At 24.6% G+C, this 1,406-nt stretch carries 1 protein-coding gene; it reads left to right on the forward strand.

Annotated elements, in window-relative coordinates:
* The first annotated feature begins 24 nt into the window (after positions 1 to 24).
* Complete coding sequence (locus L8V79_RS08075) at positions 25 to 1,221, forward strand: hypothetical protein (RefSeq protein WP_263703192.1); 1,197 nt, start codon at positions 25 to 27, stop codon at positions 1,219 to 1,221.
* Positions 1,222 to 1,406: the final 185 nt, after the last annotated feature.

A 1,406-nucleotide genomic window follows, 5' to 3' on the forward strand; every position in this document is an offset into this window, starting at 1 on the left:
TTGTTTGACTAAATAGGAGTGAAAGTGTCTAAAGGGAAAAATGAGAAATTAGAGGAATTACAAGAAGAGATTAATAAGGTAAAAGACCTTTATGAGCAACTTAAGGACGATTACTCTATAAATAAAGCATTTATTGATAGTAATAGTGATGATTCTTTGAAATCACTTATTAATAATGAAATTGATAATTATAAAAAAGCAAAAGTAGCAATAGAGGAAAGAATAAAGGAGCTAAATGGAGTCTACAAGTATTTATTAAGTAGTGATGAAAGTGGTAAAAGTAGGTTAACACGAATACAAGAAGTTACATCTGACAGTATAATAAATGAAGTTGAGCAAAAAATAAATAATATTAATAATTCGTATGCAGAAATATTTTTAAGTGATAAGGGAGATATACCTAGCGATTTATTGAACAAGTATGAGCAAATTAATGTTATTTATAATGATTTAATAATTATAAAAAATAGTGAAAATTTAAACAAGGTAGAGGAATTAAATAAAAAAATAGATGATTTTTTAAATAAATATGCTGAAATAATAGATGATGAAGAAAACTCTAAGTATGAGATTTTTATTTCAGTATATGCTGATTTTATTAGTAAAAAAGCGGAATTAGATGATTTCTATAAAACCATATTTGGCTCAGGTGATAATAAATCTTTAGAGGAAGAATTAGAAGAGAGAAAAGAGCAATTAAAAATAATAGAAGAGGAAGCAAAAAAAGTTATAGATTTATCTAGCGATGCAGGACTTGCAGCTGGATTTTTTGCACAAGCAGAAAAAGCAAAGTGGAATAAAGATGTAAATTTAATTTTTTTTATTTTAGTAATACTTTGTATGGCTTGTTTTAATTATGCAACTATTGATTGGGGTAATTTAAGTAATATTGATTTAGTTTCAATTATTGTTAGATTAATGATTAACACCCCTTTTATATGGGCTGCAACTGTTGCAAATATAAATATAAATAAATATTTTAAACTTGAACAAGAATATGCACATAAAGAATCTTTAGCAAAATCATTTGAAAGATATAAAGATCAGATCAAAGATTTGTCAGCAAATTATGAAACAGATGAGAAGCAAGTTGAGTTAATGATAAAATTACTAGATACAAATATTGAGGCTTTTAAGAAAAATCCTTCTGATAATATTGAAAAAATTCGCTCAAATAATATTTTAATGGATATGCTAAGAAAAAATAAAAATGATGAGTAATATAAAATATCTAACCAATATCAATAATATATGATATAGATATCTAATATAAATACTAACTAGAGATTTTAATCCCTAGTTAATTCTTTATCAGAATTTTCTTTTTTTAGGCATATTACTTTATCCCTAAACATCTGCATTTTAATTTCTTTTGTTACAAATTCTAACCCTTTTAAAAGCATTAA

Source organism: Campylobacter sp. IFREMER_LSEM_CL2194 (assembly GCF_025771685.1).
Taxonomy (GTDB): Bacteria; Campylobacterota; Campylobacteria; order Campylobacterales; family Campylobacteraceae; genus Campylobacter_D.